Annotated in this window: 21 protein-coding genes; 6 read left to right on the forward strand and 15 right to left on the reverse strand. The window is 58.5% G+C overall.

Translation table 11 applies throughout. The features are described 5' to 3' along the window. Nucleotides 1-100 precede the first annotated feature (100 nt). Genes ONG87_RS01170 through ONG87_RS01180 form a run of 3 tightly spaced genes read left to right on the forward strand, consistent with a single transcriptional unit; the run spans nt 101 to nt 2,733 of the window. Nucleotides 101-886: a sulfite exporter TauE/SafE family protein gene (locus tag ONG87_RS01170; RefSeq protein ID WP_122480548.1), complete on the forward strand. Its 786-nt coding sequence runs from the start codon at nt 101-103 to the stop codon at nt 884-886. A gap of 9 nt (nt 887-895) precedes the next feature. Next, nucleotides 896-1,708 (forward strand): prolipoprotein diacylglyceryl transferase, encoded by an 813-nt coding sequence (gene lgt / locus ONG87_RS01175; protein ID WP_122480547.1) that lies wholly within the window; start codon nt 896-898, stop codon nt 1,706-1,708. A 53-nt stretch (nt 1,709-1,761) separates the two neighbouring features. Beyond that, nucleotides 1,762-2,733: a thymidylate synthase gene (locus ONG87_RS01180; RefSeq protein ID WP_122480546.1), complete on the forward strand. Its 972-nt coding sequence runs from the start codon at nt 1,762-1,764 to the stop codon at nt 2,731-2,733. A 120-nt stretch (nt 2,734-2,853) separates the two neighbouring features. Here the strand turns inward: ONG87_RS01180 and ONG87_RS01185 are convergent, their stop codons facing one another. The 7 genes from ONG87_RS01185 to cadR all read right to left on the reverse strand — a co-directional run bounded on the left by ONG87_RS01185 (nt 2,854) and on the right by cadR (nt 11,220). Further along, entirely contained in the window at nt 2,854-4,962 is a 2,109-nt protein-coding gene (locus ONG87_RS01185; RefSeq protein ID WP_122480545.1) for a TonB-dependent receptor, read from the reverse strand. 22 nt (nt 4,963-4,984) lie between these two features. Continuing rightward, a complete protein-coding gene (locus tag ONG87_RS01190) occupies nt 4,985-6,175 on the reverse strand; it encodes an MFS transporter (protein WP_122480544.1) in 1,191 nt (396 codons plus the stop codon). Then, a complete protein-coding gene (locus tag ONG87_RS01195) occupies nt 6,165-8,090 on the reverse strand; it encodes an IucA/IucC family siderophore biosynthesis protein (protein WP_264382066.1) in 1,926 nt (641 codons plus the stop codon). Before ONG87_RS01195 ends, ONG87_RS01190 begins: the two co-directional genes overlap by 11 nt. A gap of 287 nt (nt 8,091-8,377) precedes the next feature. After that, the gene (locus ONG87_RS01200; RefSeq protein WP_185794893.1) at nt 8,378-8,854 is read right to left on the reverse strand and encodes a GNAT family N-acetyltransferase; all 477 of its coding nucleotides are present in this window, start codon (nt 8,852-8,854) and stop codon (nt 8,378-8,380) included. A gap of 96 nt (nt 8,855-8,950) precedes the next feature. Further along, nucleotides 8,951-10,216: a type II toxin-antitoxin system HipA family toxin gene (locus ONG87_RS01205; RefSeq protein ID WP_264382067.1), complete on the reverse strand. Its 1,266-nt coding sequence runs from the start codon at nt 10,214-10,216 to the stop codon at nt 8,951-8,953. Continuing rightward, nucleotides 10,213-10,512: a helix-turn-helix domain-containing protein gene (locus ONG87_RS01210; protein WP_090355550.1), complete on the reverse strand. Its 300-nt coding sequence runs from the start codon at nt 10,510-10,512 to the stop codon at nt 10,213-10,215. Before ONG87_RS01210 ends, ONG87_RS01205 begins: the two co-directional genes overlap by 4 nt. Before the next feature lie 258 nt (nt 10,513-10,770). Continuing rightward, nucleotides 10,771-11,220 carry a Cd(II)/Pb(II)-responsive transcriptional regulator gene (cadR, locus tag ONG87_RS01215; protein ID WP_264382068.1) on the reverse strand — a complete coding sequence of 150 codons (450 nt, stop codon included), beginning with the start codon at nt 11,218-11,220 and terminating at the stop codon, nt 10,771-10,773. 85 nt (nt 11,221-11,305) lie between these two features. On the opposite strand from cadR, the gene ONG87_RS01220 reads away from it, so the two are divergent. Continuing rightward, nucleotides 11,306-13,546: a heavy metal translocating P-type ATPase gene (locus ONG87_RS01220; RefSeq protein WP_264382069.1), complete on the forward strand. Its 2,241-nt coding sequence runs from the start codon at nt 11,306-11,308 to the stop codon at nt 13,544-13,546. Between the two features lie 263 nt (nt 13,547-13,809). Here ONG87_RS01220 and ONG87_RS01225 read toward each other — a convergent pair whose 3' ends face one another. Both ONG87_RS01225 and ONG87_RS01230 read right to left on the reverse strand, forming a co-directional pair. After that, nucleotides 13,810-15,168 (reverse strand): DUF3482 domain-containing protein, encoded by a 1,359-nt coding sequence (locus ONG87_RS01225; protein ID WP_264382070.1) that lies wholly within the window; start codon nt 15,166-15,168, stop codon nt 13,810-13,812. Next, nucleotides 15,161-16,540 (reverse strand): DUF2868 domain-containing protein, encoded by a 1,380-nt coding sequence (locus tag ONG87_RS01230; protein ID WP_264382071.1) that lies wholly within the window; start codon nt 16,538-16,540, stop codon nt 15,161-15,163. The genes ONG87_RS01225 and ONG87_RS01230 overlap by 8 nt, the downstream gene beginning before the upstream one ends. Before the next feature lie 65 nt (nt 16,541-16,605). On the opposite strand from ONG87_RS01230, the gene ONG87_RS01235 reads away from it, so the two are divergent. Then, complete coding sequence (locus tag ONG87_RS01235) at nt 16,606-17,118, forward strand: dihydrofolate reductase (protein WP_192102815.1); 513 nt, start codon at nt 16,606-16,608, stop codon at nt 17,116-17,118. Between the two features lie 58 nt (nt 17,119-17,176). On the opposite strand, the gene ONG87_RS01240 is transcribed toward ONG87_RS01235, so the two are convergent. From ONG87_RS01240 to ONG87_RS01265, 6 genes are all read right to left on the reverse strand, one after another. Further along, on the reverse strand, nt 17,177-18,568 hold the full coding sequence (locus ONG87_RS01240; RefSeq protein ID WP_264382072.1) for an L-cystine transporter: 1,392 nt from the start codon (nt 18,566-18,568) through the stop codon (nt 17,177-17,179). A gap of 206 nt (nt 18,569-18,774) precedes the next feature. Then, a complete protein-coding gene (gene ilvD / locus ONG87_RS01245) occupies nt 18,775-20,616 on the reverse strand; it encodes a dihydroxy-acid dehydratase (protein WP_122795915.1) in 1,842 nt (613 codons plus the stop codon). A gap of 299 nt (nt 20,617-20,915) precedes the next feature. Beyond that, complete coding sequence (locus ONG87_RS01250) at nt 20,916-22,124, reverse strand: MFS transporter (RefSeq protein ID WP_264382073.1); 1,209 nt, start codon at nt 22,122-22,124, stop codon at nt 20,916-20,918. Continuing rightward, complete coding sequence (locus ONG87_RS01255) at nt 22,114-23,046, reverse strand: diiron oxygenase (RefSeq protein ID WP_163007698.1); 933 nt, start codon at nt 23,044-23,046, stop codon at nt 22,114-22,116. Before ONG87_RS01255 ends, ONG87_RS01250 begins: the two co-directional genes overlap by 11 nt. A gap of 14 nt (nt 23,047-23,060) precedes the next feature. Beyond that, complete coding sequence (locus ONG87_RS01260) at nt 23,061-24,140, reverse strand: SagB/ThcOx family dehydrogenase (protein ID WP_122714496.1); 1,080 nt, start codon at nt 24,138-24,140, stop codon at nt 23,061-23,063. Between the two features lie 526 nt (nt 24,141-24,666). Further along, entirely contained in the window at nt 24,667-25,863 is a 1,197-nt protein-coding gene (locus ONG87_RS01265; protein ID WP_122480530.1) for a class I SAM-dependent rRNA methyltransferase, read from the reverse strand. Nucleotides 25,864-26,047: 184 nt separating this feature from the next. Here ONG87_RS01265 and mutM point away from each other — a divergent pair, with 184 nt between their 5' ends. Then, entirely contained in the window at nt 26,048-26,860 is an 813-nt protein-coding gene (gene mutM / locus ONG87_RS01270) for a bifunctional DNA-formamidopyrimidine glycosylase/DNA-(apurinic or apyrimidinic site) lyase (protein WP_122480529.1), read from the forward strand. Nucleotides 26,861-26,950: the final 90 nt, after the last annotated feature.

Below are 26,950 nucleotides of genomic sequence, written 5' to 3' on the forward strand. Positions count from 1 at the left end.
GGCTTCACTCTACCGATCCCCGGCGCGCCTATCCATCGCTGCAAGGTGGAGCGTGGGGCACCGGTTCCGGTACCATGCCGAACTGTTTACGGGGGCAACCATGGAATTCGCGCTGTATCTACTGCTCGGTGCCTGCGCTGGCGTGCTGGCCGGCCTGTTCGGCGTGGGCGGCGGTATCATCATCGTGCCCGTGCTGGTGTTCAGCTTCACCTTGCAGGGCTTCGATGCCTCGGTACTGACGCACCTGGCGGTGGGCACCTCGCTGGCCACCATCGTGTTCACCTCGATCAATGCCATTCGTGCCCACCACCGGATGAAAGCGGTGCAGTGGCCAGTGGTCGGCTGGATGACCCTGGGTATCGTGGTAGGCGCAGGCATCGGCGCGTTCACCGCGTCGCTGATCCAGGGCCCGCACCTGCAGAAAATCATCGGCGTGTTCGCCGTGCTGGTGTCCGTGCAGATGGCGCTGGACTTCAAGCCCAAGGCCACCCGTCAGGTACCCGGCAAACTGGGGCTGGGCGTGGCCGGCACGGTGATCGGTTGGGCTTCGGCCATATTTGGTATCGGTGGCGGCTCGTTGACCGTGCCGTTCCTGACCTGGCGCAGCGTGTCCATGCAGCAGGCCGTCGCGACGTCCTCGGCGGTCGGCCTGCCGATCGCCCTGTTCAGCGCGACAAGTTTCATGGTGCTGGGCTGGCACGAGCCGGGGCTGCCAGCGCATAGTTTCGGATTCGTCTACCTGCCGGCCTTGGCGGGCATCGCCATCACCAGCATGTTTTTCGCCAAATACGGGGCACGCCTGGCGCACAAGTTATCGCCACGTGTGCTCAAACGCCTGTTCGCCGCGCTGCTGTTCAGCGTCGGCATGAGTTTTTTGCTTAGCTGAGGAATCGCAATGCTGCCTTACCCGCAGATCGACCCGGTGGCCCTGGCCATCGGACCGCTGAAAATCCACTGGTACGGCTTGATGTACCTGGTGGGCATTGGTGGCGCCTGGTTGCTGGCTTCGCGCCGGCTCAACGGTTTCGACCCGACCTGGACCAAGGAAAAGCTCTCGGACCTGGTGTTCTGGTGCGCAATGGGGGTGATCGTCGGCGGCCGCCTCGGCTACGTGCTGTTCTACGATCTGGAGCAATACATCGCCAATCCGACTTTGATATTCGAGGTGTGGAAGGGCGGCATGTCGTTCCATGGCGGGCTGCTGGGCGTGATGCTGGCGACCTGGTGGTTCGGCAGGAAGAACGACAAATCGTTCTTCCAACTGATGGACTTCATCGCGCCGCTGGTGCCGATCGGGCTGGGCGCCGGGCGTATCGGCAACTTCATCAACGCCGAGCTGTGGGGCAAGGCCACCGACGTACCATGGGCGATGATCTTTCCGCCTTTCAGCGATCCGGCGCAGTTGCCCCGTCACCCCTCGCAGCTCTACCAGTTTGCCCTGGAAGGCGTCGCGCTGTTCATCATTCTCTGGCTGTTCTCGCGCAAACCGCGGCCGACCATGGCGGTATCGGGCATGTTCGCGCTGTTCTACGGAATCTTCCGTTTCATCGTCGAATTCGTCCGGGTGCCCGATGCGCAGCTGGGCTACTTGGCGTGGGGCTGGCTGACCATGGGACAAGTGCTGTGTCTGCCGATGATCCTGGGCGGCCTGGGGTTGATCTGGTGGGCCTACCACCGCACGCCGGCGGCTTCACGTCCGGCCGTTTGATTCTTTTTGCCTGGGCGTGACTGCGGTTGCGCCCTGAACGATGCAGGTAAGTCATGAAGCAATATCTGGAACTGGTCGCCCACGTCATCAAGAACGGCACCTTGCAAAGCAACCGCACCGGCGTGCGCACCATCAGTTTCCCGGGTGCCATGCTGCGGTTCGATCTGCAGGAAGGCTTTCCGGCGATCACTACCCGGCGGCTGGCGTTCAAGTCGGCCATCGGCGAAATGGTCGGTTTTCTGCGCGGGGTCAACAATGCCGCCGAATTCCGCGCCCTTGGCTGCAAGGTCTGGGACCAGAACGCCAACGAGAACGCTCAATGGCTGGCCAACCCGTTCCGCCAGGGTGAAGACGACCTGGGCGAGATCTATGGCGTGCAGTGGCGCCAGTGGCCGGCCTACAAACGCATCGCCCTGAGCAACCCAGCGGCGATCGAACTGGCCACCAGCCAGGGATATCTGCAGATTGCCCAGGCCGAAGAAAACGGCGAAGGCTTTGTGGTGCTGTACAAGGCCATCGACCAGATTCGCCAATGCGTCGACACCATCATCAAGGACCCCGGCAGCCGGCGGATCCTGTTCCACGGCTGGAACTGCGCCCAGCTCGATGAAATGGCGCTGCCACCATGCCACTTGCTGTACCAGTTCCACCCCAACCCGGAAACCCGCGAGATCTCGCTGACGTTGTACATCCGCTCCAATGACCTGGGCCTGGGCACGCCGTTCAACCTCACCGAAGGCGCCGCGCTGCTGTCTCTGATTGGTCGCCTGACGGGCTACACGCCACGCTGGTTCACCTACTTCATCGGCGACGCCCATGTGTACGAGAACCACCTGGACATGCTCAACGAGCAGATGAAACGCGAGCCGCTGCCGGCGCCCAAGCTGGTGATCTCCGACCGCGTGCCCGAGTTTGCCAAGACCGGGGTGTACCAACCGGAGTGGCTGGAGCTGATCGAACCCAGCGACTTTACCTTGGAAGGGTACGAACACCACGCACCACTGACTGCACCGATGGCGGTGTGATCGGTCTCCACTGAAGGCGAGAACCCCCCTGGAATCGGTCTGGCGGCGGGCAAGACTTGGCTGCAGGAGGCGTGACGTACCGCAGCAATTTCGGCGTTCGCGACAAGTCAGGTCCCAACCCTACCAATCGGCCGAATAGGCCAGGCTCAGCGTTCGCCCTTGCGCATTTGCATAAGGCGCGGTGGCATTGGCTTGGGTAAGCAGCGTCTGGTATTTCGTGTTAGTCGCGTTGTAAACGCCTGCTTCCAGACGGCCGACCGGGAGTGCAACGCCGCCTATCAGATCCATCGTCAGATAGCCCTTGGTTCTGCGACCGTTGTGGTCTCGCGCAGCGGCGCCATAGCTGCTGAGTCGCATGGCTTGGGCGCGCAGGTCGTAGGTGCTTGATTGATAGCTGACATACGCGGTGGTTTTGGGCGGTGCAATCCGGGTAGCGGGAAGGTCCAGCCACTTACCTCGCTGGTATGTCTCGCCTTTTGTCCAGGCGTAGGTGCCGCCCGCTCTCCATTGTTCGTTGAGTGAGTGGTCAACACTCATTTCAAAGCCTCGCACACGTTCACGTTGGTTGATCAGCCGCAGTACGCGTGCTTGGGCATCGTAGAACTGCGTAACATCCGATGTGTTCTGATAAGCGCTTACGCGGCCTTGCCAGTTGCTCCAATCACCTCGCCAGCCCAGCTCGTAGCTATCGACCTTTATGGCTTGGGCGTTGAGAGTTTGGATATCGAAGCTGCTGGTGACGTCCCGCATGAAACGCTGAATATCAGGCAAAGAGAATCCCTGACTGAAATTCGTAAAAACGTTCTGTTGATCAGTGAGCTGATACACCATACCCAGATTGTAGAGCGTGGCGTTGTAATCAAGCGTGTCCCCGGGGAGTACAGCGCGCTGGCCGGTTTGAACGATCTCGCCATAGGCAATGCTGTCCGCTATCTCGCTATTGATCCGCTCGTGTCTAACGCCCCCTCGAAGCGTCCAGTCGCCCCAATACCATGCGGACTGGGCAAATAGCGCGCGTGTCTGAGTAGTCAAGTCAGGCCCCAATTCGTAACGAATTCCAGTTTTTCGATAGGTCAGCCCATCCACCAGGTAGTGGTCGCCACGTTGACGTGCGTGTTCGTTGCTATAGTCCGCACCCCACACAAGATCTCCGCTACTGGCGCCGATGCCGGGAAGCTCGGTTTCCACTGCCGCGCGAAGGCCGTATACATTCTGCGTGCTGGTGGTGCTGGCAACGCCGGCGTGTCCGCGTTTGCGGTCGGGGAAAAAACGCGCATCGGCCTTACGCCAATAGGTTTCGAGTTGCACTGTCTGGCCGTAAAAGTCCCCCTCTCTGTAGTTCAGATTGATCGCTTGATTATGCGTGTAAGGCTGTTCCTTCAGATACAGCCCCTTCACAGCTACTGGACGGGTCTTGTTTCGAGGGTCTTTGGTGTAGTCAGTGTCCTGACGGTCCTTATAGTCCTGCAGAGACAGGGTCAGATTACGGTCTTCCCCCAAAGCAAGTCCCCACCGGGTCTGCAGGTCATAGGTTTGAGTGTCCATGCTGCTACCCTGCGACGTGTCTTGAGGTATACGCGCGTGGCTTGCATCGTATTGATCGTTGCGCTGAATGAGATTGCCAGAGCCATACCAGTCCAGCGGACCGTGCCGGCCAGTTGCGCTCTGGAAGAATTCATAGGCGAGCCCTCCACGATGTAGGGTATCGGGAGATGTCAGTCCGATTTTACTGTGCAGCAATAAATCGGCATCAGAGTTGCGTTTGGTGATGATATTGATGATGCCACCTGACGCACCTGCGCCGTAGATACTGGTCGCTCCAGATATGACTTCGATACGCTCTATGCTGTTGGGAGCAATACTGTTCAGCTGTCGGAAATTGTCTCTAGTAGCATTCTGGGAAACCCCGTCAATCAAGACCAACATGTTCCTTCCCCGAAGCGTTTGGCCAAAATTGCTCATGCCACCGCTAGAAGGCGAAAGGCTGGGTACAAGCTGACCAAGCACATCCGAAAGGCGGCGACCGGTGCCTGCCTGTTGTCTGATCTGGTACTCATCGATCACTTGGATCGAGCCTGGAATCGAAGCGATGCTCGCCTGTGTTCTGGTGGCTGAGACCACACTGGCGTCAAGACTCAGGAAGGCCTCTTTTTCCATTTCACTGGCGCGCGAGTCCGTGCACAGAGTCAGTATCGTCAAAAGCCAGACAGGTCTAATCGTGTAGGGCATACAAAGTCCTTTTAGTTGGAAACTAGGAGATACTGCGTGGCGCGCCAGTCCTTTTGCGCATGAGCCGAATGGCTATGGCCGCTGCAACATAGGTTGCAGCCACGATCCAAAAACTTTGAGCGAGGGGCATCCATGCCAGCGTTGAAGCGCCCAAGGCGATGCCCAACAGCGACCCTGCCTTGGCTGCACTATTACCAAGCGCCATCACGAATCCACGCTGGGTTGAATCGATTGTCTGAGCAATAATTGCGTAAGTGACAGGCAGCAAAGCTCCTTGCCATACGCCCCAAACCAAACGTGTTATCAAGAAACTTAGCCAACCTTGTGCGAATATTGTTATTGCCATAGTAAGTGCACAGAGCCATGCGATACCTTCGATCAGCCTGAGCGTCTGGCTATGTGAATGATGATCAAACAGTTTCCCCCATAATGGCGCGGAGACTGCAAGGGTTGCTGCGCTTGCGGCATAAGTAATTCCAATAAGCCACCCAGGTGCATTCAGTACCTCCAGTACATAAAGTGAGTAGAAAGGCTGAGAGATTACTTTAGCCGCTTGCAAAAAAAACATGACTGATAACAACCCAGCAAGCCACTTTCTATCGAGCCTGATCACAGGCCCTCGTTGGCGGTACCTATAAGCCTGCGGGCGATGGTTGGTCAAGAACGCGCCGCCTATTGCACAGGCTAGGCAAACGTATGCAGCTACACTGCAAATGTGTTTGAAGTCATATTTGTCAATCAACCATCCGCCTACGACTGGACCAACCAAAGAACCGATTGCAGTTGCTGATTGAAGTAAAGCCAATGTTTTGGCTTTGTTAAACTCGTGACAACAACACAAAGCATAGGCCTGTGCGGCTACCAAGAACCCTGCAAGTCCGCCTTGGATGCTACGAGTTATGACCAAAGTTGTCGGGTCTGAGATAAATGCCACTGCGCCTTGGAATATGCTCAGCGCAAGAAGTGCGCGCAAGATCATCGCTTTGTGCCCGACCCGGTCTCCGTAGCGAGCCCATAGCGGGCTCAGCAGCATTGCCGCTACCAAGGGGCCTGCATATACTCCCATTGTGAAGAATGCCAAGTGTTCCTGAGATGCTGGACCTAGAAGAGCTTTTATATGCAAAGGCCAGAAAGGGCCACTCATTTCCAAAGCACCCATCGACAGTGCCTGGATCGCAACGAGGAGAAAAATCGCTTTATGGTCAGCGTGCATTGCTGTGCGTGCGCAGTGGATTGGGTATCCTTTCAACAATATCTTTCGAACTTTCTTCCAGCCGCATGCGCAGAAATGCTTTTGCAGGCCAGTCCTCAAAAAGGATAGCCTGGCGCTCTGCTTCCCAGCGTTGAGCGTCTACTTTTGACCTGAATTGGTAGAACACAGATTCTATTTCCTTAGTCAGGGCATTCCACAGCACAGCATGGGGAATACGCCACTGCCGTGCGCAGAGCAGAGAGAGTTCCCCAATGTGGCACATCAGGGTCGTGTGAATGAATTTGTCTCTCACATGGTTAGAATCATCGAACAGTGTCATGTGAGGGTCATGCAGTTGAATATTCAAAGCATGTTTATTGAATGCCTGACGATCTATTCGGATGTCACCAAAGTCGCGGATCAGGAGCTTGCTGGGCTGTTGGCCGGTGCCTAATATCACGAAGCTGTTCTGTTGGTGTGCCTCAAACGCGACACCGAAAATCAGATAGAATCCCAGAAGCCCAGGGAGTGCCATTGAAATGTATTCTTTGTAGAATTTCAAAGCGGCGTCAGGCTCATTGGAGTTGTAGCGTAACTCAATCCACTGTTCCAATAACGGCCTGCCAGACGCGTCCATTGCAAATAGGCTGCCCACCGGGATCGCCAGTTCGCCGTCATCAACCAGATCTGCAGGATTGTCTCTGAATATGGCTGCTATATGCCGCGCGCGATCGTCATCCGATTGTGCTGGTTCATATTGGATGCCCACGCGCTCTGGAATGATCTTCAGGTAGTGGATAAGGGTCGGCTCAATTTCGTGCATTTCTTGTAATAGTCTGCTTACTCGTGGTCCCATCCGTACAGAGCGGGGTGAGATTGTTCTCTGCACACTGGTCAGCCTTAGCGAGACTGGAAGTTTTACTAATGGGGCTTTCCTCCTGCCATCTGGTATTACGGTTCTGAATGACATCGTTGGATGGCCCGTAAACGCTGTCACATCGGTAATCACCAGCATATGCTGACGAATTTCATCAGGAAATAAATTCGGGAGTTCCGTAGTCGCTTGCCAGGGGTGAACCGGAATGGGCGTGTAATCATCGGGCTTTAGTTTAATTTTTATAAGGGCTTGCTTCCACTCTTCAGCCGCTTTTGGAAAACGTTGTTGCCACCACTTTGTATGGCTCTCAACAGGATCCATTGACTCTATGTAACACACGTCAGTGCGCAACGCAGCCAGCATCACCGGAAGTCTAGCTTCGAACTCTGGGGAAAAGTCGATGATCTGAGAGATGTCCAAACCCAGCTTGGTTTTGTAATTTGGATGCCAAGGATGTCCGAGGGTACCCCATTGCTCCAGTAAGGCTGTAGGATTCGAGTTTTGAGGATTTGAGTGGAGCCAGTCCAGCGTGTTTCTATAGCCATCATGCTTGGCGATATTGCTAAGTTGTGATGCCCAACGGCGTTGGAATGCTATGCACAAAATATCATTCGCAAAGCTATCGTTGATTTCGGACTCAATCCTTGCGAAGGTGCAGTTACTGTTATGCACCGTAAGATGATCGTATATTAGTTCCAGAAGATCGGAGGGTAGTTCGACAGGTTTTACCACGCCTTGTACGTTTTCGACCGAAACCTTCCCTGTTATCGTCCAGCTCCCCATGGGCCCTGACTTGAGTGAGTCAAAGCGTATACGACCACGCCCTGAGATAGCCAAGCATGTGGTTCCATCCGCACAGGCACTAAGCGCTGAAGAATCCAGAAGTTTTTCCCGAAACATCGCCTGGATCAAGCGTTGGCAAGAATGTTCCAAGGCGATGGGCGCCGCATTTACTAGATCACTGAGACCTATACCTCGACGTTTAAAAGCTTCCGTATCTAAGGCTTTTATCCAGCGGGATAGAACGGCTTGTTGCGTTCCGATTCGAGCCGACGTCATGGGCACCCTCACATCCTTGAAATGAAGATCAAAGCGTATAGCGTAAAGCAACTCGATAAAACGTAATGATTCCTATTATCACGTAAGGCATTTCCGAAACCTATGCTTTAGGATGCCTTGCGCCATTTCCTTCACAAACGCAGGTTTTTCGTCGGATTAGGTGATGAATGGATAGAGTTGCGTGTCTTCGCAAGGGTCTTTACGGTTTTCAAGACGGGGCGGCGAGCTTTCTGGTCAGGTAACAACATCGAAGTCTGGCATATGCCAGCCCTACAGACTTTCCGACCTTACTCCTTCGACATTTTCATGAAGATATTCATCCCCCCAACGTCAGTCTCGATCTGCTCCCAGCCAAGCCGCCCGTAGTACGCCGACTTTTCCTCGACAGCACATAGATAGACCCGCTCGACACCCTCAGCTTTCGCTTTCTGCATTCCGGCTGTGAGTAATGCCGCGCCGACGCCCTCATTGCGGCTCTCGGCCTCCACCCACAGCGCCGCCAGCCAGGGCGAATACTGCACTCGTTCATCCATGTCCGAAACGATCAGCGATACCGTGCCCATGAACCGCTCACCTGCATGAGCGACCAAAGTGGTGGGAATGGGCTTGGAACGCAGGCTGTCTTCCAGAAGCGTCAGCACATCTTCCAAGGTTTGGCCGTCTTCCTTCCACCAGGCTTGCCACAGCCGCTCGCCCACGATGGCAAGAAAACCAGGTTCAGTGCGCAGATCTGATATTTGAAAGGGGGTTGCGGTGCGATTCATGACAGGTTCTTTTTGTTGGACATGTGCAACGAACCTATAGGCAGGCTTTGCAATAGCGAAACCAGGATTGTTTCAAAACCTTGCTCGCTGATTCAGTTAAGAGATCCGAAAGTCCGCATGCAGCTGTTGCCAATGTTGGCGCAGGATCGCTTGCTGGTTTGGCTTCATGACGCTGGCCGCTAGGGCCTCAGGCCACAGCGTTCGTGCTGCGTCCAGTGTTTCTCGTAGATGAACGAGCACGGGTCGCCAAGGTATTCCAGAGGTCTCGGCCCATCGTTTGAAGTGTTCGAGCGAGACGTCATACCAGGCTTTGGTATCGGCCATGTTCAACGCAAACTGGCTCTCGCCGGGAATAAATACCTTGGTCGCGACGATGTCGTAAGCCGGGGACAGTTCTGCGCTGAAAGTGTCCGGATAGATCAGGCTCCAGTTCTTCAGATGCGCATCGCCGTTGGCCAGGAGCACATTGACCAGCAAACGCACAGCCATTTGCGTGACATCCCGTTGGCCATGGCGGGTCTGGGTGTAGAGCAATTTGGCGATCTGTTCATAACGGCCGCTGCGGTATTTATCGTGTGCGTAGGCGTAAAGCACCTGGGCGAAGTCTTCTGAATGAACGCGCTGACCTCCAGCAAGCCGATCATAACGACGAATGCCATAGGCCCATTGCTCGTCGGGTAGGTTGATTGCGGGCAGGCTGTCGATCATGTCCATGCCGACCAGGCGTATTTCAGGAATGTCGACGCCTGCCAGTTGTGCCAGTTTCATGCAGGTGTATTCGTTGAGCGGCACGAATGGATGAACGGTGGAAGGCGTCTTGATGATCCAGTCTCCCGGCGCCGTGGGGTCTGCGGTTATGTAACGACCATCCCGGTCGTGCATGGAGAATTTCATCTGTACGCCGGCCAGCGAGAAATGCGAGCGATGGTCGGGTGTGTCGATGGATACTGGAGTGATCTTGCCGTGGTTGCCCAGCGCATAGGCGGGTATGTGTTCGGCAGATACGGGAGTGGCGACCAATGCACCCGGCAAGTCCTGACCGAGCCAGCTCAATAAGGGAAATTCGCTGTCTGGATGCACTTTCATGGCTTGCGCAACCAGGCCACGCAGCTCGCCTTCCGGAAGTAGATTGCTCAACACCGGGTGCAGCCGGTGATGGGTGATGTAGGGGTGTTTGTTTGCCAGTTGACGCCTGAATATGCCCGGATTGAGGTGAGATAAGGTCAGCGTGCGGCGGTGTGGATCATCGATGTAATCCGGCGCCAAGGTAAGTACATTCTTGCCATTCGAATGGCCGGTGACATAACCGACTAGTTGCGAATGCAGCGTCAGCTTCAAGGCCGCTACGGTCTCGATGCTCATGGCAGATCGTCCCAAGGGTTTTCCGGATAGTTATCCACAGGGCGATCGTCCTCGAAGTACACCGGTGCCCCTGCCAGGATCTTTTCGATCAGCTTGAGTTGATCCTTGGGTACTAGGACCATGCTGGCGTCCAGGCCTTCGGCAATCAGGTCGAGGGTGTTGAGGCGCGGGTTGCCGTCTTTCTCGATTTTTCCGTATTGCTGGCGGGTGAGGCCTGTGCGCAAGGGCATGTCCTGGATCTGAAGGCCCAGTTGTTGGCGGCGGTTGCGGATCTGTTGCAGAAGTGTGGTTAGCATGGGTTGAGTATGAGCTGTATATGGTTCATGTCAAATTTAATGAGTCATATACTATTCACGCTTCTCACAGGATTCGAATGGGGGCGTGTATCCGATGAACCGCCGCGCCTGTTTCGCGGTCTCGGACCGCTCCTACGAGGTTGTGTAATCTCTTGTGGGAGCGGGCTCTGCCCGCGAAGGCCGCGCCGCGGTATGGCTGACGAAACGCAGTGCTCTTTTTGCGGGCAGAGCCCGCTCCCACAGGCTGTGTTCAGTCGTTCAATGCCCGTGGCTGCGGCCTACATGGGAGTGTTCGGCATCGGGAACGGTGACGGCGCCGCTGATTTCCAGGCGCTGAAGGATTGCGCAGTGTTCTTCGGCAGTGCCGCCGTGGCATTTCTGACGCAGCGCGACGAGTTGGTCCTGCAAAGCCACCAAGCCATCGATGCGCGCCTTGACATGATGGATATGTTCATCGATCAGGTTGTTGACGCTCTGGCATTGATCCTGGGGGCTGTCGCGCAGCGTCAACAAGTTGCGGATTTCGTCGAGAGTCATGTCCAGGATGCGACAGTTGCGGATGAACGTCAGCCGTTCGACGTGAGCCTGGGTGTAGAGGCGATAGTTGCCGTCGCTGCGAGCAGGGGGCGGCAACAGGCTTTCACGTTCGTAGTAGCGGATGGTTTCGACCTGGCAGTCGGTAATTTTCGCCAGTTCCCCGATTTTCATGCTGATGACCTGCAAAAAGGTGCTTGACCCTATAGTGGCTACAGGGTGTTCACTTGGCAACCTGCACTTCAGGGAATTGCGACCAATGAGCCACCCCACCTCCGGCCATGCCCACGATCATAAGCACGAGCACGAGCACGAGCACGAGCACGGCCCTGCACCCGCCAGCCATTGCTGCGCCGGCAAGGCAACGGCGCCCTCGACCGTCCAGCTCGCGCCCGGGGACAGCCAGGATGCACGGTTGAGCCAGTTCCGCATCGAAGCCATGGACTGTCCGACCGAGCAGACATTGATCCAGAACAAGCTGGCCAAGTTGGCCGGTGTGCAGCAGCTGGATTTCAATCTGATCAACCGCGTGCTTGGCGTGCGCCATTCGCTGCCCGATACCCAGGCGATCGAGAGCGCCATCAAATCGTTGGGCATGCATGCCGAACCCATCAATGGAGACGAGCCTGCCGCCAGTGCGCTGCCGACGCCGCGCAAGCCCTGGTGGCCGCTGGCGCTGTCAGGCGTGACGGCGGTCGCGGCCGAAGTGGTCCATTTCACCCAGGCGGCGCCGACTTGGGTCGTGGCATTGCTGGCGCTGGTATCGATCGCCAGTTGTGGCCTGACCACGTACAGCAAGGGCTGGATCGCGCTGAAGAACGGCAACCTCAATATCAACGCGTTGATGAGCATCGCGGTGACCGGTGCGGTGCTGATCGGCCAGTGGCCGGAAGCGGCGATGGTGATGTTCCTGTTCACCGTGGCCGAATTGATCGAGGCCAAGTCCCTGGATCGGGCCCGCAATGCGATTGGCGGTCTGATGCGCCTCACGCCGGACACGGCCACCGTGCGCCAGGCCGATGGCCAATGGTTGGAACAGGACGTCAAGACCGTCGCGCTGGAGGCCATCGTGCGTGTGCGTCCAGGGGAACGCATCGGTCTTGATGGTGAAGTGATTTCCGGTCAATCCAGCATCGATCAGGCGCCCATTACCGGTGAAAGCCTGCCGGTGGAGAAGGGTGTGGGCGACAAGGTGTTCGCCGGCACCATCAATCAGGCGGGTTCGCTGGAGTTTCAGGTCACTGCCGCGGCTGGCCAGTCGACACTGGCGCGTATCATCCATGCGGTCGAGCAGGCGCAGGGCGCGCGGGCACCCACTCAGCGCTTTGTGGATAACTTTTCACGGATCTATACGCCGGTGGTGTTTGCCCTGGCTCTGCTGATCGCTGTGGTACCGCCGCTGGTAGGTTTCGGCGCCTGGTTCGACTGGATCTACCGTGCGCTGGTACTGCTGGTGGTCGCCTGTCCCTGCGCGCTGGTCATTTCTACCCCGGTTACCATCGTCAGTGCGCTGGCTGCGGCTGCGCGCAAAGGCATCCTGGTCAAGGGCGGCGTGTACCTGGAAGGTGGTCACAAACTGGACTATCTGGCGCTGGACAAGACCGGCACGCTGACCCATGGCAAGCCGGTGCAGACCGATTACGCGCTGCTCGATTCCGCCTTCGAAGGCCGGGCACAGGCGATTGCCCAGGCGTTGGCGGGACGTTCGGACCATCCTGTGTCGCGAGCGATTGCTGCTGACGCAAATGAGGCGGCCCTGGCCTTGGACAACTTTGAGGCCTTGCCTGGGCGAGGCATCAAGGGCCAGGTGGAAGGGCAGACCTATCACCTGGGCAACCATCGCTTGGTGGAAGAGCTGGGTCAGTGCTCCCCGGCGCTGGAAGCGCAACTCGATCAGCTGGAGCGCGAAGGTAAATCGGTCGTGGTATTGCTGGGCCCGCAGGGGCCGGTGGCGTTGTTCGCGGTGGCCGATACGGTGAAGCAGACCAGCCGCGAGGCCATTGCACAGTTGCATGCGTTGGGCATAAAGACCGTGATGCTGACCGGAGACAACCCGCACACCGCCAAGGCGATTGCCGCTCAAGTGGGTATCGATCAGGCCATTGGCGATCTGTTGCCCGCCGACAAGCTCAAGGCCGTGGAGCAGCTGTACGCCCAAGGACATCGGGTTGGCATGGTCGGTGACGGCATCAACGATGCACCGGCGCTGGCGCGGGCCGAAATCGGTTTCGCCATGGCGGCAGCGGGCACCGACACTGCGATCGAAACCGCCGATGTCGCCTTGATGGACGATGATCTGCGCAAGATACCGGCGTTCATTCGGCTGTCGAGGCAGACCCGCGCCGTGTTGCTGCAGAACATCGTACTGGCCCTGGCGATCAAGGCAGTGTTTCTGCTGATGACCGTGGCCGGTATGGCAACGCTGTGGATGGCAGTGTTTGCCGACATGGGCGTAAGCCTGTTGGTGGTGTTCAACGGGCTGCGGTTGCTGCGCAAGTGACGTTGCACCCGTGACTGCGCGGCGCTCTTTTCGCGGCCACCGGCCGCTCCTACGGGGTTCGTGGCACTGCGGATCTCACCGTAGGAGCGGTCATCGGCAGCGAAAGGCCCCCCCGATGCATCTGATACCGCGGCGCTCTTTTCGCGGCCACTGGCCGCTCCTACAAGGTTCGTGGCACTACGGATCTCAGCGTAGGAGCGGTCATCGGCCGCGAAAGGCTCACCCCGATGCATCTGACATACCGCGCCGCTCCTACGGGGTTGTCAGAGCTGCTGGGCCAGCGCCTCGATCTGCTCTTCGCGCTCGCGTTGGCTCAGGTGCTTGTGGCCGTTGAGCGAGGACCATTGCGGATAGGCGCGGGCCTTGTTCAGGGCTTCGGGCAGCTTGCCTTCGCGCCAGGTCTGCTCCTGTGGCGCCGCCACTTCGATGGTGCCCATGGCGGCATGGCCACGGGCATCGAGGGCTTTGACCAATTGCTGTTGGCGCAACGCCAGCAGCCGTAGCACATTGTCGTCCACGGTCAGTTCGCGCTCGCCCTTGAACTTGCCCAGCAAGCGCGCGCCATAGCCTCGTGCGGTTTGCAGCGCGCCGCCGGCAATGGCCCCAGCGATGGCCGCCATGCCCAAGGTCAAACCGCCCACCAGCAGGTCGACGCCCGCGCCAGCCGCTGCGCCGGCCGCAATGCCGCCGCCGACCTTCACCCCCAGCTGCTTGAGCGTATCGGGGTTGAACAGATCGTCTCCCCAGCGCCCATCCGACAGCGGCAGGTCGCCTGCCGAGGCATCCTGGCTGCGGAAGGCATAAAGTTTCAGCAACGTTTCCACGCAGCGCTGCTCGCGTGTGCGCACCGCTTGGCGGAGGTCTTCGATGGCGCCCGCCGCGGCGTCACTGGTAACGCTGCGACGACAGGCGGCGCAGTCGATCAGCAGTTCGGCAATCAACCGCCGCGCGCTGCCCTGGCGCGCCAGCCGTTGTGCCTGTTGATCGTCGATCAGCCGCTGCAGGGCCGGGCGGGAATGCTCCAGCAGCAACGCCAGGCTTTCATAAAGACGCCGTTCACCGTCTTCGGGCGGCGCCACGCTGTCGAAGCGCACCAAGGCATGCAAACCAAGGCGGGCCAGGGCCTCGCGCCAATCCCCCTCGCGCTGCAGGCTGCTGCTGACGAAATTGAGCACTGGCAGTAGCGGTTTCCCGCAGCTGGCCAGCACTTCCAGCTCATCCCGGTACTTGGCCAGCACCGGCTCGCGTGCGTCGATCACGTACAGGCCCGCATCGGAAGCCAATAACTGGCGCAGCACCTTGGCCTCCTGCTCGAAGCGTTGACGGGCTTCGCTGCCCTGCAGAAACCGCTCGACCCGCGCCGGACCGTCGAGACGCTCGCCGGGGCGATCCAGACGCTCCACGAATTCCAGCAAGGCAATGGCATCTTCCAACCCAGGGGTGTCGTAGAGCTCCAACAAGGCATCGCCATCCACTGAAAGACGTGCGCCTTCCACATGTCGTGTGGTGCTGGGCCGGTGAGACACTTCGCCAAAACCCACGTCGCGGGTAAGCGTACGCAGCAGCGAAGTCTTGCCGACGTTGGTATGGCCGACCACGGCCAGGGTCAGGGGCTTACTCATGGCCTGTCTCCAGCCAGCTCAACGGGGTCGATTCATCGACCGGCAGGCCCAGTGCATCCAGCCCCGCCTGCCAATCTCCACGGCGTTGTGGGTCGAGGGCCTGGCCGGGTGGCGCGGGTAACAACCACACTCGGGTAACGGTGGCGCACCTGGCCAGTTCGGCAATCAGGCCAAGGCTGCCGCGATCCGGCGAGCGCCGCGGATCGCAGGCGATCACCAGCCGCGCGGGCGGAAAGCGGGTCATCTGTTCCAGCAGCCGCTGGCGCGACTCGCGGCTGTCGAGCACGCCGGCATCCTGAATGTCGGGCGCTAGGGCAGGCGGCCACGGATGCTGGCCGTCGAGTTCCAGTGCTACCAATACAGCGCCGCTGCTCGATTCGCTGGCTGCTTGAGTGGTGACATGCGGCAACGCGTCTGGCGCCTCATCGCGCACGCCCAAGCGTTCGCTGCTGGGCATCAGCCGTTCGCGCAACTGGCTGTAGCCGGGCAGGCTGGTATCCAGGGTCAAACCCGCGCGGCCTCGGCGCCAACGCCATTGGCAGAACGCGGCCAGCACCAAGCGCGGGCCGATACCGAACACCAGCAGCACGCCGACCAGCCAACCCGCCCAAGCCTGGCGTGCGCCTTCGATGTTGGTCGCCTGATCGCCACTGGCGCGGATCATGTCGATGTCCGGCACACTGAAACCCAGCAGCGCGGGCACGGCGCCCAACATCTGAGTCAGGTTGATGAAGGTGTCCGCGCCCAGAATGGTAGTCTCCCAGACGAAACCATAGCGCCGGGTCGCCAGCAGCAACAGCAGCACGGCCAGCGCACTCAGCAAGGCCAGCAGCCACAGCCCATGCACCAGTGTGCCCAAGGCCCAGCGGTTGAGTCGCCGCCGCTGCAGCAGCAATACCAGCGCCGGTGCCAGATGCACGGCTTGCGCATCACGCGCCAGTTTCTCGCTGAGCCACAACCACAGGCGGCCCAGCACCGCACCGTGTCCACCGGACGCGACCAGCCCCAGCAGCCAGCTCAGCAGCAAAATGAGGTTAAGCCCCAACAGGCTGCCCAGCGCCCAGAACACGTTGACGGGCTGCAGACCATCGCCCAGCGCCGCGAATGCCAGGCCCGCGCCGCTGAACACGGCCAGTACGCCCAGCAGCAGCATCGCCAGTCGCGCACCCTGCAACCAGTGGCCCAGGGCCTGGCGCTGGCCATCACGTTCGGCCAGCAGCAGAGCACGGTGCTCGATGCGCGCGGCCAGGTCGCCGCCTTGCTGACGTGCACGGCGGTTGGCTTCCAGGTCTTCCAGGGGGCCTGCCTGCTCTTCGCGCAGGCGGATGGCTTCACTGAGCCAGAGTCGATGCAATGCAGTGGGTGCGCTCACGCGTTTTTCCAGGCGGCCGATTCGTCGTGAGCATAACCCAAGGAGGCTCTGCTATTCTGCCGGCCATGAAGACATCTCTCCCTTTAAGCCTGATCGCGGCGCTCGCCGAGAACCGCGTGATCGGCATCGACAACAGCATGCCCTGGCACCTGCCGGGGGATTTCAAATATTTCAAGGCAACCACCCTGGGCAAGCCCATCATCATGGGTCGTAAGACCTGGGACTCGCTCGGCCGACCACTGCCGGGGCGCCTGAACCTGGTGGTCAGCCGACAGCCGGACCTGCAACTGCCGGGTGCCGAAGTGTTCACTTCGCTGCAGGCGGCCATCGAGCGTGCCGAAGCCTGGGCTCGCGAACAGGGCGCCGAGGAAGTGATGCTCATTGGTGGCGCGCAGCTGTACGAGCTGGGCCTTGCTCAGGCGGATCGCCTGTACCTGACGCGGGTAGCTTTGCACCCGGAAGGGGACGCCTGGTTTCCCGAGTTCGACGAGAACCAATGGCAGAGGGTGTCGAGCGTGCCCAACGAAGCGGTCGACGACAAGCCGGCCTACGCGTTCGAGGTATGGGCGCGCAGATGATCGGATGGCCTGTTCGCGCCGCCTGTTCGAGAGGGCGCCCACGAACAGGCAGCAGCGGTTACGCCGAAGCCAGTTCCTTGTGCTCATCGGCTGCCAGCAAAGCCTGGTCGGTCTGACCCATCACTTGGCTGGTAATGGTGCCCGCCGCCATCGACCCGCTCACGTTCAGCGCCGTGCGGCCCATGTCGATCAGCGGCTCGACTGAAATCAGCAGCGCCACCAGGGTGACCGGCAAGCCCATGGCCGGCAGTACGATCAATGCAGCGAAGGTCGCGCCGCCGCCCACCCCGGCCACACCGGCCGAACTCAGGGTGACGATGCCCACCAACGTGGCGATCCACAGCGGATCCAGTGGATTGATCCCAACCGTGGGCGCGACCATCACCGCCAGCATGGCTGGATACAGGCCAGCGCAGCCATTCTGGCCGATCGTCGCGCCAAAGGAGGCGGCGAAGCTGGCGATCGCTTGAGGTACGCCCAAGCGACGAGTCTGCGCCTCGATGCTCAATGGAATGGTCGCTGCGCTCGAGCGGCTGGTGAAGGCAAAGGTCAGCACCGGCCACACCTTGCGGAAGAACCGCAGCGGATTGACCCCGGCCAGGCTCAGCAGCAGCCCATGCACCGCGAACATCAATGCCAGGCCGATGTACGACACCACCACGAAACTGCCCAGCTTGACGATGTCCTGCACGTTGGAACTGGCGACTACCTTGGCCATCAGGGCCAGCACACCGTAGGGCGTCAGCTTCATCACCAAGCGCACCAGACGCATCACCCAGGCCTGCAGCACGTCGATCGCACCCAGCACTTTCGCCCCTTTGTCGGCATCGTCCTTGAGCAGCTGCAAAGCCGCCATGCCCAGGAACGCGGCAAAGATCACCACGCTGATGATCGACGTGGGTTTGGCCCGTGCCAGGTCGGCGAAAGGATTCTGCGGAATGAACGAGAGCAGCAGTTGCGGCACATTGAGGTCGGCCACCTTGCCCGCATAGTCGCTCTGGATCGTCGCCAGACGTGCCGTTTCCTGAGTCCCGGCCACCAGGCCCTCGGCGGTCAGGCCGAACAGGTTGGTCAGGCCGATACCGATCAGTGCTGCGATTGCGGTGGTGAACAGCAGCGTGCCGATGGTCAGGAAGCTGATCTTGCCCAGCGAAGAGGCATTGTGCAGACGGGCCACCGCACTGAGGATGGACGCGAAGATCAGTGGCATGACGATCATCTGCAACAGTTGCACATAGCCGTTGCCGACCAGTTCCAGCCAACTGATGGTGCTTTTGAGCACAGGGTGGCCGGCACCGTAGACGGTGTGCAGGCCGATACCGAACAGAACGCCCAGGGCAAGGCCCAGCAAGACCTTCTTGGCCAGGCTCCAGTCGGTGCGACGCGTTTGTGCCAGACCCAGCAGCAATGCCGCGAAGATCAGCAGGTTCAACAGCAGGGGCAGGTTCATGTCAGCTCCGAAAGATTGACGACCGCGGCTCTACGGACGCTGGTCAATCGCGAATGCTAACACCCTGAATCGAAAGGTAATTAATATCGGAATGGAAGATCGTTAGGCGTTTTTGGAATAAGCGTCTGGGCCCGCACGGCAAGAGGCCGGTCTTCACCAGAGGTTGCGTGAAGACCGGCCGCAGTGTCCTGCCAGCGAAGGACGTCTTACAGCCCGTCGAGCATCGCCTTGTTGCGTACCGCGCCCTTGTCGGCGCTGGTGGCCAGCAGGGCATAGGCCTTGAGTGCGGTGGTCACTTTGCGTGGGCGCACCTCGACCGGCTTCCAGCCTTTCTTGTCCTGCTCGGCACGACGGGCAGCCAGTTCGGCATCGTCCACCAGCAGGTTGATCGAGCGGTTGGGAATGTCGATCAGCACCTTGTCGCCGTCCTGCACCAGGCCAATGGCACCACCTGCCGCCGCTTCAGGCGATGCGTGGCCGATCGACAGGCCGGACGTGCCGCCCGAGAAACGTCCGTCGGTGAGGAGCGCGCAGGCTTTGCCCAGGCCCTTGGACTTGAGGTACGACGTCGGGTACAGCATCTCCTGCATGCCCGGCCCACCCTTGGGGCCTTCGTAGCGGATGATCACGATGTCACCGGCCTGCACTTCGTCGGCGAGGATGCCACGCACCGCGCTGTCCTGGCTTTCGAAGATCTTGGCGTTGCCCTCGAACACGTGGATGGACTCATCCACGCCGGCGGTCTTCACCACGCAGCCATCCATTGCGATGTTGCCGTAGAGCACGGCAAGGCCACCTTCCTGGGAGTAGGCGTGTTCGAAGCTGCGGATGCAGCCGTTTTCGCGGTCGTCGTCCAGGGTGTCCCAGCGGGTCGACTGGCTGAAGGCGGTCTGCGTCGGTATGCCACCGGGGCCGGCCTTGAAGAAGTGGTGCACCGCTTCGTCGGTGGTCTGGGTGATGTCCCACTTGGCGATGCCTTCGGCCATGCTGCGGCTGTGCACGGTCGGCAGGTCGGTGTGCAGCAGGCCGCCACGGGCCAGCGAGCCGAGGATGCTGAAGATGCCGCCAGCGCGGTGCACGTCTTCCATATGGTATTTCTGAATGTTCGGCGCGACCTTGCACAGCTGCGGCACGGTACGCGACAAGCGATCGATGTCGCGCAGGTCGAATTCGATCTCGGCTTCCTGGGCAGCGGCCAGCAGGTGCAGGATGGTGTTGGTCGAACCACCCATGGCGATGTCCAGCATCATGGCGTTTTCGAATGCCTTGAAGTTGGCGATATTGCGCGGCAGGACCGACGCGTCGTCCTCGCCGTAGTAGCGCTTGCACAGCTCGACGATGGTGCGGCCCGCCTGCAGGAACAGCTGCTCGCGGTCACTGTGGGTCGCCAGGGTGGAACCGTTGCCCGGCAGAGCCAGGCCCAGGGCCTCGGTCAGGCAGTTCATCGAGTTGGCGGTGAACATGCCTGAACACGAACCGCAGGTCGGGCAGGCGCTGCGCTCGTATTCGGCGACCTTTTCATCCGAAGCGGTATCGTCGGCGGCAATCACCATGGCGTCGACCAGGTCCAGGCCGTGGCTGGCCAGCTTGGTCTTGCCGGCTTCCATCGGCCCGCCGGAAACGAAGATCACCGGAATGTTCAGGCGCAAGGCGGCCATCAGCATGCCAGGAGTGATCTTGTCGCAGTTGGAGATGCACACGATGGCATCGGCGCAGTGGGCGTTGACCATGTACTCGACCGAGTCGGCGATGATCTCGCGGCTGGGCAGGGAATACAGCATCCCGTCGTGGCCCATGGCAATGCCGTCGTCCACGGCAATGGTGTTGAATTCCTTGGCCACGCCGCCGGCGCGCTCGATTTCGCGTGCAACCAGCTGACCGAGATCCTTGAGGTGCACATGCCCCGGCACGAACTGGGTGAACGAGTTGGCGATGGCAATGATCGGTTTCTTGAAATCGTCGTCCTTCATGCCAGTGGCACGCCACAGCGCGCGGGCACCGGCCATGTTGCGACCGTGGGTGGACGTTTTCGAGCGATAGTCAGGCATGGAACGACTCCGGGCGGCTAATCGGGTTGCAATGAGGGATTGAGCTTTTCCTGGTCCGCGGCACGCTCGGGCGGTGTGTTGCCGTGCTTGCGGATGAGGCCGGTAACGCTGCGGGATCGCCACGCGTTCGGCCGAGCTCATAAACCCGCCGGGGGATGATTGGCGATGAGTAGGGCGATTCTACACCCATGGGGGAAGGATGGAACGTGGGGCAGGGCAAGTAATCGGCAGTAAGGCCTGACGCGGCTCGCGCGGCTCTTTTACAGGCCCTCTCCGGACTGAACGCCCTGCGGTTCGCTTTATAGACTGGAAGGAGGCGCTCGCCTGGCGAGAAAAGCCAAAGCATTCAATAGAAGAACGCCCGAAGCTCCCATCAAGACGAAGGTCCAGCCCAATGTTTGAAGCAGTTGGTGGCTGGAATTACTGACAAAAGCACTCACCACGCCCCCGATGATAAAAACAGTCGTGTTTAGTAACGACGATGCGGTGCCTGCACTCTGTTCCGATAGATCAAGTGCTTCGGAAGTTGCCGCTGGCCTAAGGATGCTGGCGCCTGCTGTGCAGAAAATCGCTGGCACTAAAATGCTGGCGAACGATAGTTGCCATGTCTCTGGCATCAGGATGATGGCTGTTCCCGATCCTAGAATGAGCGTCAATCCTGCAGTCATCTGCACATGAACGGACGTCACACGGCCCAGTCGGGAAGCAGCATAGCCCCCGCCTACATAAGCAAGGCTGTAGCACAGCAACGAGAAAGCGAACTCCATGGATGTGAAGCCTAGCTTTTCCAAGAAAAATAGCGGAGAGATGACGATGAAGGAGAAATGGCTGGCAAATGCGATTGCCGACAGCAGGGACATCCCAATGAATCGAAGCTTCATGCAAGGTCCAAACCGGTCGCTCCAGCCGACATTGATAGAAGAGCTGCTGATGCTGTCTTGATCCATCAGCTTGCGCGCAAGCCAGATCGTAACGACACCGAGCGCTGCAAAGACGTGAAAGCTCGCTGTCCACCCTGCTACGGTTTGCAGCATCGTGCCGATCAATGGCGAAACTGATATACAGATCCCACTGATACTGACCATGAGTATTCGAAGCTGGCGCCGCTGAGTGCCGAAAAACAGGTCTTGGATGATTGCATTGGCTAAAACGAAGCAACCACAGCCTATTGCCTGCACCAGCCGGAACGCCAAAAAGCTTGAGAAGTCTTGCGCCATAGTGCATCCAATCGCGCCGCTCACGGCTAAACCAAGCCCAGCGAGCAGAAGCTTCTTCCTGCCAAAGCGATCCGAAAGCGGGCCAATGGCGATCTGTGAGAAGGCGAAGCCCATAGCGAAGATACTGAGTGAAAAGGCGATCCGTGTGGTGCTGGTTTGAAAATGCTCGGCCAAGGCTGGAAAGGAGGGAAGGATGACGTCCAACGGGAAAACGCCCAGCGAGGTCATCAGTATCAAGAGTGCGATGATTCCTGCTTGCCTCTGGTCCGTACGTTTTAGGTCACAATTCATCCAACAGCCCTGCCTTATGGAATGGCTCCCGCTGATTTTCAGTTGTAATTGCTCCCGCGCTTCGGAGAGCACTGAACGTTGCCACGCACGATCGCTTTGCACGTTGTGAAAGCAGATTATCGCTGTTGAGCGAATGAGCTATCTCCGATGCCAACGCTGTGTTGATCCCCTCGTCTCTCAATGCTGAGCTGAGCCAGTCTTCGTCGATGAGTGCAAAAGTTTTCATCAAGATTGGGAGCAGTCGGCTGATGCAGTTTCGAGTGTGCTCATCGGCGTGTCTCCATCCATGAACAAATAGCCCGGAGAAAAATTTGCAGTGACGAGCTTCGTCATGTAAATGGTCTCGAAACATGGACCCTACTGGACGTTTCAAAGATGCTGAGGATAAATCGAGTAGCTCTTTTGCAATGGCAGTCTCGGATATGAAAGCTGTCAGGAATCTAAAGAGCGGACGCTGTTCTTTTTTCTCGGATTTTTCGAGTTTTGAAATTTCTAAAATGCGTTTAAATTCTGATATCTGCTGATTGTCAGCGTAGAGCTGCGCTACTTGATCGGCCAGCTCCTCTGAAAAAAGGGCGTGGTAGGCTTCATCTGTATATAGGCGGAGTGCCAGGTTTTTGGATTTTTCAGGCAGGTTGAGTCCCGAGTTTCTTTCTGTGATGTCACAGACTGCCTGGTTTACAATCTGAAGCTCTAGGGTTGTTGTGTATCGAAGAAAATAGATGAGATGCTTTGCCAGCAATCGTTGCTTTGATGCTGGTGATAGGCCTGAAACCTCAGATCTGGTAAATGCAGGCGCCATATGTTCGGGAAACCACCACTGATGATGATCCACTGTATCTGTATCATTCGGGCTAATATCATATGCCCATTGCTTGCTGCGAACCGCTGAACGCATATTCCAATCTTTCAGGTCGGTCATAGTGGTTCGATTCATTAAGGGGTCTCCCCTCGCATCAATGTCATTTCTAATGCGATCGGAATGGCGGAGTGTTCTCCATATCCAATACCCACGAAGAATAAAGGTTGTTCGTGGGAAGGCTCGATTTTTAGCGCGTGTTCAACAGCCGCATCATTGAATGCGCCTGTAACCCATGTCTTGAAATTCAACGCAGTGGCGATAAGTTGAAGGCTCTGGGAAATATGACCGGCTTCAATCAGTGCCATTCGGTAGGCGCGGGAGTGTTCGTACTTCCACCACAATTTGTCTAGCCGAGAAGTCAGCCAAATCCCCATTGGAAGATTGTCAACGAAATGTTGACCGCTCAATGTCTCGCCAAGAGCCGTTGATGTGAGTGGGCCACGGTGCTCCAATGCATGTTCGTAAGGATCGTAATAGTAGAATCCAGCTTCCACGTCCCGAATGTTTTTTGCGTACACATACCCTTCTGTGGCGTTCAGGCCCCCTGCCGATGGGGAGGTTCGACGCTGACCCAATGCACAGATGCTGGCAGCTTTTGAAGCCTTTCTAAATGGAGTGGTAAAGCCGAGCGCTATAAAAAGTAAAGTGGAGACGTCTATCAAGGATAACTCCTGATTATGAAATACTCTACAAGTTGCTCGGTTTAAAAGGGTGCTTTTCAATGAGGCGTCCAGATCAGAAATATTTGGCTTCGGCAGCTTGATACGCCGCTGGCTCGCACTGCATTTATCAATTGATGTAGGGGCGCAACTAGATAGCACCTCGAAGCAGTGCTGTTGATAGGCTTTGGCCCAGTCTTCCACATTGGCGATTGCTGTCTCAAACTGAATATTTTTTGTACCGATATGAAAAATCTTTGAAAGGATATCCCATCCCCATGTGTCTTGAGGCACAGGTTCTGATGATAGGACGCCACTTTGAAGGAGCGAGCGATCTACGATGGACTCCGCATCAAAACTAGCAGGGCTAGTGAGGATCGAATTCAATCGAATCCATGTGTCTGGGTCTATTTCGTACTGCTGATGGTTGCGATAGTCCCATAGTATCCACTGGCCTTGGTGCGGATAAATAAATAGGTCTTGATTTAAATACATGGAAAACCTCCTCAGCAAAGGAGGAAGGGTCCGGTTTCCCTCCCCCTTTCTTAGGGTTTACTTGGCTTTAACCAAGCACATCAGGTTGGCGATTTTTTTTGATTCGAGATTTATCTTCTTCATTTTATTCCCTCGCTTTCATTGGAAGTCACGACGATGTGACGCCTTGAGGTTAATAGCCGTACGAAAGAAGTCAAGGGCGTATTCACAGAGTCGGCAGGCGAATTGTTTGAGTTGTAAAAACTGTACTGGCTTCTGCGAGATATCTGTATCTACTTATATTGTTCTCTTTCAGGTCCGTGCGTTCGGCTAAATAGCCGGATTGAGCTAACTCATTGTTTCTTGAGCGATGCGAGCCAGACATGCTCCTTTCACGCTTTCATCTTCATAAGATGGCGCAGGGGGAGCTGTATATGTCTCAAAATGTGTAGGTGTAGTGGGTAACGTGAGATGAAGTGAGTGCAAGGACGTACGTTGGAGTCGATCACGAGAAATACATCGATTCCAACATACGGCTGCAGCAGTGCTAGCTATTAGGCAACAACCGGCACGTAATGCTCTTGATGTACCGCGTTTCCGGAATCGCTGGGTGCACCGGATGGTCCGGGCCCTGGCCGCCGCGTTCCAGCAGCTGGATGTTGCGGTCCAGGTGGCGGGCGCTGGTCAGCAGGATGTTCTGCAGGTCGTCTTCGGGCAGGTGCATGGAGCACGACGCGCTGACCAGAATGCCGTCCTTGCTGAGCAGGCGCATGGCTTGCTCGTTGAGACGGCGGTACGCGCCTTCGCCGTTCTTCAGGTCTTTCTTGCGCTTGATGAACGCGGGCGGGTCAGCCACGATCACGTCGAAGCGTTCTTCGGCGGCCTTCAGCTCCTTCAAGGCTTCGAACACGTCGCCTTCCACGCAGGTGACTTTTTCGGCGAAGCCATTGAGCGCGGCATTGCGCTCGACGCCGTCCAGGGCGAAGCCCGAAGCGTCGACGCAGAACACTTCACTGGCGCCGAAGGCACCGGCCTGCACGCCCCAGCCGCCGATGTAGCTGAACAGGTCGAGCACACGCTTGCCTTTGACGTACGGCGCCAGGCGCGCGCGGTTCATGCGGTGGTCGTAGAACCAGCCAGTCTTCTGGCCTTCCATCACCGGCGCTTCGAACTTCACACCGTTCTCTTCCAGGGCGACCCATTCCGGCACCACGCCAAAGGCGCTTTCCACGTAGCGTTCCAAGCCTTCGGCATCACGCGCGGCCGAGTCGTTCTTGAACAGAATGCCGCTGGGTTTGATCACCTGGATCAATGCGGCCATCACATCGGCCTTGTAGCGTTCCATGGTGGCCGAGGCCAGCTGCACCACCAGGATGTCGCCGAAGCGATCCACCACGAGGCCCGGCAGCAGGTCGGAATCGCCGAATACCAGGCGATAGAACGGCTTGTCGAACAGGCGCTCGCGCAACGACAGACACACGTTGAGGCGGTGCACCAGCAGCGACTTGTCCAGGCTCAGCTTGACGTCGCGCGACAGCAAGCGAGCGCAGATCAGGTTGTTCGGGCTCATTGCAACCACGCCCAGGGGCTTGCCACCCGCCGCTTCGAGAATGGCCTGATCGCCCGCCTGGAACCCGTTCAGCGGAGTGGCGGCCACGTCGATCTCGTTGCTGTAGACCCACAGGTGGCCGGCGCGCAGGCGGCGGTCGGCGTTGGCTTTGAGGCGAAGGCTGGGCAGGGACATGAAGTCGCTCCGGAAAAAAGAGCGGGAGTATAACCTGCCGTCCCCGTCGCCGACGGCTCATTCGACAAATGACCCGGTGCGCACGGTGGGCGCTGCGGGGCTTAGCGGTTAGAATCTCAGGGTGTCCGAGGCGTCGAGCCTGGGCACGGTTGCCTATCGATCCGCGTTTCGCATCAGGGGCCCCATGCCTGAATTACCCGAAGTAGAAACCACTCGCCGGGGTATTGCTCCGCACCTGGAAGGGCAGCGCGTGAGCCGCGTGATCGTCCGCGACCGGCGCCTGCGCTGGCCGATACCCGAAGATCTGGATGCGCGGTTGTCCGGGCAGCGGATCGTGGCCGTCGAGCGGCGGGCCAAGTACCTGTTGATCAACGCCGAAGTCGGCACCTTGATCAGCCACCTGGGCATGTCGGGCAACCTGCGCCTGGTCGAAGCCGGCCTGCCGGCGCTTAAGCACGAGCATGTCGACATCGAGCTGGAATCGGGCATGGCCTTGCGCTACACCGATCCGCGACGTTTCGGCGCCATGCTCTGGAGCCTGGATGCGCTCAACCACACATTGCTCCAAGGGCTGGGGCCCGAACCGTTGACCGAGCTGTTCGACGGCGAACGGCTGTTTCAGCTGTCGCGTGGCCGCAGCATGGCGGTCAAGCCGTTCATCATGGATAACGCGGTGGTGGTCGGAGTGGGTAATATCTACGCGACCGAAGCGCTGTTCGCCGCCGGTATCGACCCGCGCCGCGCGGCGGGGGGCATATCGCGCGGCCGCTACCTGCGCCTGGCGGTCGAGATCAAGCGCATCCTGGCCTACGCGATCGAACGCGGTGGTACCACGTTGCGCGACTTCATCGGTGGAGATGGCCAGCCGGGCTACTTTCAGCAGGAATTGTTCGCCTATGGCCGGGGTGGGCAGCTGTGCAAGGTCTGCGGTACCACCCTGCGCGAGGTCAAGCTGGGCCAGCGTGCCAGTGTGTATTGTCCGCGCTGCCAGACATGATCCGGCTGCGCGCGGCCTGCACAACGGCGGGCAACTGATATAGTTACTTTTAGCCCTGATGACCCCATCGCAAATCGCAGTCGCCCCACG

The sequence above is a fragment of the Pseudomonas sp. MM227 genome, assembly GCF_947090715.1.
GTDB lineage: Bacteria > Pseudomonadota > Gammaproteobacteria > Pseudomonadales > Pseudomonadaceae > Aquipseudomonas > Aquipseudomonas baltica.

Bases quoted from the DNA above. Each gene is read 5' to 3' on its own strand.
- ONG87_RS01170 (WP_122480548.1), top strand. From the start codon at position 101: ATGGAATTCGCGCTGTATCTACTGCTCGGTGCCTGCGCTGGCGTGCTG.
- lgt (WP_122480547.1), top strand. From the start codon at position 896: ATGCTGCCTTACCCGCAGATCGACCCGGTGGCCCTGGCCATCGGACCG.
- ONG87_RS01180 (WP_122480546.1), top strand. From the start codon at position 1,762: ATGAAGCAATATCTGGAACTGGTCGCCCACGTCATCAAGAACGGCACC.
- ONG87_RS01185 (WP_122480545.1), bottom strand. From the start codon at position 4,962: ATGCCCTACACGATTAGACCTGTCTGGCTTTTGACGATACTGACTCTG.
- ONG87_RS01190 (WP_122480544.1), bottom strand. From the start codon at position 6,175: ATGCACGCTGACCATAAAGCGATTTTTCTCCTCGTTGCGATCCAGGCA.
- ONG87_RS01195 (WP_264382066.1), bottom strand. From the start codon at position 8,090: ATGACGTCGGCTCGAATCGGAACGCAACAAGCCGTTCTATCCCGCTGG.
- ONG87_RS01200 (WP_185794893.1), bottom strand. From the start codon at position 8,854: ATGAATCGCACCGCAACCCCCTTTCAAATATCAGATCTGCGCACTGAA.
- ONG87_RS01205 (WP_264382067.1), bottom strand. From the start codon at position 10,216: ATGAGCATCGAGACCGTAGCGGCCTTGAAGCTGACGCTGCATTCGCAA.
- ONG87_RS01210 (WP_090355550.1), bottom strand. From the start codon at position 10,512: ATGCTAACCACACTTCTGCAACAGATCCGCAACCGCCGCCAACAACTG.
- cadR (WP_264382068.1), bottom strand. From the start codon at position 11,220: ATGAAAATCGGGGAACTGGCGAAAATTACCGACTGCCAGGTCGAAACC.
- ONG87_RS01220 (WP_264382069.1), top strand. From the start codon at position 11,306: ATGAGCCACCCCACCTCCGGCCATGCCCACGATCATAAGCACGAGCAC.
- ONG87_RS01225 (WP_264382070.1), bottom strand. From the start codon at position 15,168: ATGAGTAAGCCCCTGACCCTGGCCGTGGTCGGCCATACCAACGTCGGC.
- ONG87_RS01235 (WP_192102815.1), top strand. From the start codon at position 16,606: ATGAAGACATCTCTCCCTTTAAGCCTGATCGCGGCGCTCGCCGAGAAC.
- ONG87_RS01240 (WP_264382072.1), bottom strand. From the start codon at position 18,568: ATGAACCTGCCCCTGCTGTTGAACCTGCTGATCTTCGCGGCATTGCTG.
- ilvD (WP_122795915.1), bottom strand. From the start codon at position 20,616: ATGCCTGACTATCGCTCGAAAACGTCCACCCACGGTCGCAACATGGCC.
- ONG87_RS01250 (WP_264382073.1), bottom strand. From the start codon at position 22,124: ATGAATTGTGACCTAAAACGTACGGACCAGAGGCAAGCAGGAATCATC.
- ONG87_RS01255 (WP_163007698.1), bottom strand. From the start codon at position 23,046: ATGACCGACCTGAAAGATTGGAATATGCGTTCAGCGGTTCGCAGCAAG.
- ONG87_RS01260 (WP_122714496.1), bottom strand. From the start codon at position 24,140: ATGTATTTAAATCAAGACCTATTTATTTATCCGCACCAAGGCCAGTGG.
- ONG87_RS01265 (WP_122480530.1), bottom strand. From the start codon at position 25,863: ATGTCCCTGCCCAGCCTTCGCCTCAAAGCCAACGCCGACCGCCGCCTG.
- mutM (WP_122480529.1), top strand. From the start codon at position 26,048: ATGCCTGAATTACCCGAAGTAGAAACCACTCGCCGGGGTATTGCTCCG.